Origin of the sequence: Robiginitalea sp. (assembly GCF_049588695.1) — a bacterium.
GTDB lineage: Bacteria > Bacteroidota > Bacteroidia > Flavobacteriales > Flavobacteriaceae > Robiginitalea.
In genome coordinates this window covers 1-5,178 of record NZ_JBAVZJ010000037.1, presented here as the reverse complement: position 1 = coordinate 5,178, position 5,178 = coordinate 1, and the positions used below count along the sequence as shown (strand labels likewise).

The following is a 5,178-nucleotide window of genomic DNA, read 5'->3' as shown; positions in this document are numbered from 1 at the left end:
GTCGTATACCGGCCAGACGTAGTTTCCGTTTTCCCTCAAAGGCACCTCCGGGCAGGCCGTACCCTGTAAATGGGTGGAGGCGTATAAGATGTGCTCATTGTCCGGGAGGAAATAACCGCAGGTAGTCCGGCCCATCCCGGTACTGAGCATGGGTGGTTTCTTATCTTCAAAGGTTTCGCCTACATTCATCAGGAACATCTGGTCGCATTCCATGCCCCACGCCTCGGCATTGGATTGAAAAATAACCTTGCTGTCGTCAAAACTCCAGTAGGCTTCGGCATTGTCTCCCCCAAAAGTGATTTGCCGTATGGAGGCGAAGTGTTTTTCACCCGGGTAAATCAGGGTGTCGGAAGACATCGCCATGGGGCTCTCAGCGGGGGTTTCGGCAGGGGCTACGGTTTTCGGATCTCCTTTACAGCCGGCGAATAAAATTCCCAACAAAGCCAAATAGTAGATTCTCATAGGTTGTGTATTTTTGACAAAAATAGAGGCTAGTTATGAAGATAAGCACGTTTTTACTGGGAATTCTTTTACTGGGGCTTTCCTGCAAGGAGAAAGAGCTGCCCAATATTACAATGGAGGAAGACGTCCGGGTGTTGGCCAGCGACTCCCTCAAAGGCCGTGAAACGGGGAGTGAGGGCGCGCGAATGGCCGCCAGCTACCTGGAACAGCGCCTGGCGGATTTGGGTCTGGAGCCCATAACCACAGAAGGGGATTACACCCAGGAGTTTAGTTTTAAACCCAGGCTTGACCCGCATTCGGAAATTGAATTTGGCAAGGTCACCGACAGCAGCCTGAACGCCCGGAACGTCCTTGGACTTATAGATAATGGGGGAGCGCGAACTGTGATCCTGGGAGCACATTTCGACCACCTGGGTATGGGAGGGGAAGGCTCCCTTTACCGGGGGGAACCCGCTATTCACAATGGGGCTGATGACAATGCAAGTGGGGTAGCGGTACTTTTGAAGTTGGCCAAAATGCTCAAAGAGCGCCCGGAGGCCCGGGACAATTACCTGATACTCTTCTTTTCCGGGGAGGAAATGGGCCTTTTAGGGTCGAACTACTTTGCCAAAAACCCCGCCCTGGACCTCGAACAGGTTCCCTATATGATCAATTTAGATATGGTGGGACGTCTTCGGGAGGAGAAAACCCTTTCGGTCAGCGGTACCGGGACCACCCCGTTATGGCCCCAAATGCTGAATTCCCTGAATCCCGGGTTTGACCTTGTCCTGAGTGAATCGGGCGTAGGCCCCTCCGACCACACGTCCTTTTACTTGCAGGACATTCCTGTACTGCACTTCTTTACCGGGCAGCACGAGGACTACCACAAGCCCTCGGACGATGCGGAATTGCTCAATTACGAGGGGATGGACCTTATTGCCGGCTATATCCTTGAGCTTACTGAAGCCATGGAAGCCCAGGAGGAAGTGGCCTTCAGGACCACAAAAAACGAAAGTGAAGAGGTCCCCCGTTTTAAGGTGGCTATGGGCGTTATCCCGGACTACCTGTTTTCCGGTGAGGGGATGCGTATCGATGGGGTGAGCGAAGACAAACCCGCCCAAAAAGCAGGGCTTCAAAAGGGTGATATTGTCGTACAGTTAGGGGACAGTACGGTTGTGGACATGATGAGTTATATGCGCGCCCTCTCTGTTTTTGAAACTGGGGATGAGACCACGGTTGTGGTCACCCGGGACGGGGAGCAGGTGAGCACAAAAATCACATTTTAAAAGGCCCTGGGCTACTGAACCAATATCTTCAGGGCTTCCGTTTCCACTTTTCACGTGTGGGGACTCAGACAGGCAGCGATGCCATAATTAGGCCGTAATGCAAATTTTTGTAGGAAAAATGTTATAGATTTAGGCCAGGCCATTCAAAACGTGAAGCTCAAAATTCTCCTTATTTTAGGGTTGTTTCCCCTTGTGCTAACCAGCCAGACCTTTCAAATCTCCGGATCCGTCAAGGATACGGACGGAGTGCCACTTCCGCTTGCCAATGTGTTGTTGCTCCGGGCTCAGGACAGTGCCCAGATAAAAGGTACCTCAGCAGATGACATTGGCCGTTTTACCCTCAAAGACATCGAGGAAGACCTCTATTTTTTACAGGCGACTTATTTTGGGTATCAATCCGTACTCGTCCCCCTGGAAGTCCGGTCGGATATACGTATTGGGGCCCTGATTATGGAAGAGGCCGGGGAGAATCTGGACGAAGTCGTCGTCACCGGGCAGCGCCCCACCATTGAACGACAGGCGGATCGGGTCGTTTTCAATGTGGAAAATACGGTGATCAGCGAGGGGAGCACCTGGGATATTTTGCGCAATGCCCCGGGGGTGGTCACGGTGCAGGATAACCTGGAAATTCGCGGGCAACCGGCGACCGTCTACCTCAATGATCGGAAAGTTCAATTGTCACAGGACGAGATCCTGGACCTGCTCAAAGGGCTGGATGGAAGTGCGATTTCCTCCGTGGAAGTCATCCCCATTCCCCCGGCGAGTTTTGAGGCAGAGGATGGCCCGGTGCTCAATATCCGGACCCGGCAGAATATCGTCCCGGGGTATAAGGGAAGCGTCCGGGCACAATATACCCAGGCCGTTTTTCCCAAATACAGCTTTTCTACAAGCCATTACTACAAAGGGGAGAAGTTTGGCATTTTTGCCAACTATTCCATTAGTCCGCAGAAGACGCTCCTGGAAATTGAAAACGACGTCAACTTTATCAATGACCAAAATACCGTGTTTTCCCGATGGAGTACCCAAACGGATCGGGTGAGCCGGACCCAGGCCCAACAGTTAAACCTTATCCTGGACTATGACCTTTCCGAGCGCGATCAGCTCAACCTGACCTCCAACTTCACCTATTCCCCGGACAAAATAAGTAACTACAACCTACAAACGGTTATGAGAAACGGGGCCGGGGCGATTGACTCAACCCTGCAGACACTGCAGGAAACACGGACAGATCAGATCAATACGTCTGTGGATCTGAATTACACCCGTAAACTCAAAAAAGAAGGAGCTACCCTAAAAGCAAACGGCCACTATACCTACTATGAGCAAACAAGTGCCCAGGACGGACTCACAACGTATTTTGACCCTTCGGGTGCCTTCCTTCGGGATTTCCCATTTACCACAGACGCCGAACAGTTCATCGACATTTTCACCGGTCAGCTGGACTGGTATACCCCTATACCCTCAGGTACTTTTGAAGCCGGGGTCAAAGGCTCCTTTATTCGCTCCAGGAATACCATTGAATACTTTGTAGGGCAGGACAACCAAAGTTCTTTTGACATAAACCTTTCGGACCGGTTTAATTACGACGAGGAGGTCTATGCGGCCTATGCCTCGTTCAACAAAAATTGGGATCCCTGGACGCTCAAGGTGGGGTTGCGGGCCGAACAAACCGAAGTGAAGGCGGAATCCCTGACCCTGGATGAGATTAACCGGCAGAGTTATCTGGAATTCTTTCCTTCCCTTTTTCTATCCCGGGACCTGACGGAGAACCAAAGCATGTCTTTTACCTATGCCCGCAGGCTGACGCGACCGAATTACGCCGATTTAAACCCTTTTCGATTTTTCCTCAACGAGAATGATTTTGTGGAAGGAAACCCGAACCTCGTGCCTGCCTTTAGCCATGAGCTCAACCTGAACTGGACCCTGAACGACACTTTTTTTGTAGACCTCTATTATCGGGATCCGGGCAATTACCTGAGCTCAATCAGCTTTCAGGACAATGAGAACCTGACCCTGCGGGAAACCGAACAAAATGTAGAATCAAGCATCTCCTACGGGCTGGACGTTACTGTTTCCACCTCTATCACCTCCTTTTGGTATTTGTACGCCTACAGTTCCCTTTTCTACGAGGAGAACACCATTTTCGCCGAAGAGAGCGATATTGAAACCTACGCGAATAAAATCACCGGCTTTTACGGATATTTGAGTAATTCCCTTACGCTGTCCAAAGATGGAAGTCTTACCGGGGAGGCCAACCTCCTTTATCTGAGTGGTTTTTTGGACGGGGCAGCGGTCATGTCTGAAACCATCACCCTGGATCTCGGGTTGCGAAAGACCTTTTGGGACGATCGGGCGGTGCTTTCCCTGGTTGTGGAAGATGTATTAGGCCGGGCAAACGCCACCTACACCACCCGGTATGCCAACCAGGATATCCGCTTTTTTGGGCGTCCGGAAACCCGCTTTGTACGCCTGGGCTTTACCTATAATTTTGGAAACTTCCGCTTGCAGAACCGGGATGCGGACCTGGACAAAGAGGAGCTGCAACGCATTGAAAATGAGTAATCCCGCAGGAGTTTCAGGGTAATTTGTAATTTTGCACTTCCAAACCCACAGCCATGCCCAAAATAGGCAGTATTGAACTCCCGGAATTCCCCCTGTTGCTCGCCCCTATGGAGGATGTGAGCGACCCTCCTTTTCGCACCCTGTGCAAGGAGCAGGGCGCCGATGTGATGTATACGGAGTTTATCTCTTCCGAAGGCCTGATCCGGGATGCCGCGAAAAGCGTGATCAAACTCGATATCTACGAAAAGGAGCGGCCGGTGGGGATTCAGATTTTTGGGGCGGAACTCGACTCCATGTTGCAGGCCATCGATATCGTCACGGAGACGAACCCGGACATCATCGACATCAATTTCGGCTGCCCGGTTAAAAAGGTGGTATGTAAAAACGCCGGGGCCGGTATCTTAAGGGACATCCCATTGATGGTAAAGCTGACGGAAGCCATGGTCAAACGCACCCACCTGCCGGTGACAGTTAAGACCCGACTGGGGTGGGACAGCGAATCCATTAAAATTGTAGAGGTTGCCGAGCGCCTGCAGGATGTAGGTATACAGGCAATTTCCATCCATGGGCGCACCCGGGTACAGATGTACAAGGGGGAGGCCGACTGGAAACCGATTGCCCGGGTGAAAAACAACCCCAGGATGCATATCCCCGTATTTGGCAATGGGGATGTGGATAGCCCCGAAGCAGCTATGCGTATGCGCGACGATTACGGCCTGGACGGGGCGATGATCGGGCGCGCCTCAATAGGATACCCCTGGTTTTTCAGTGAGGTCAAACACTTTTTTAAAACCGGGGCGCACCTGCCGCCCCCGACCATGGAACAAAGGGTGACCGCCGCACGGAGGCACCTGCAAATGTCCATCGACTGGAAAGGCGAGACTTTGGG

The 5,178-nt window shown here is 51.9% G+C and carries 3 protein-coding genes and 1 pseudogene; 3 read left to right on the top strand and 1 reads right to left on the bottom strand.

What is annotated here, in order from left to right; genetic code table 11:
* Positions 1 to 462 (bottom strand): annotated as a pseudogene (locus WBV75_RS00705) (hypothetical protein); the annotation flags it as partial.
* Between the two features lie 35 nt (positions 463 to 497).
* On the opposite strand from WBV75_RS00705, the gene WBV75_RS00700 reads away from it, so the two are divergent.
* The 3 genes from WBV75_RS00700 to dusB form a co-directional block, all read left to right on the top strand.
* The gene (locus WBV75_RS00700) at positions 498 to 1,727 is read left to right on the top strand and encodes a M28 family peptidase (RefSeq protein ID WP_424118745.1); all 1,230 of its coding nucleotides are present in this window, start codon (positions 498 to 500) and stop codon (positions 1,725 to 1,727) included.
* A gap of 150 nt (positions 1,728 to 1,877) precedes the next feature.
* Positions 1,878 to 4,289, top strand: coding sequence for an outer membrane beta-barrel protein (locus WBV75_RS00695; protein WP_424118744.1), 2,412 nt, complete (start codon positions 1,878 to 1,880; stop codon positions 4,287 to 4,289).
* Positions 4,290 to 4,342: 53 nt separating this feature from the next.
* Positions 4,343 to 5,178, top strand: an 836-nt coding sequence (gene dusB, locus WBV75_RS00690; RefSeq protein WP_424118743.1) for a tRNA dihydrouridine synthase DusB, incomplete at its 3' end; no start/stop codon positions are given.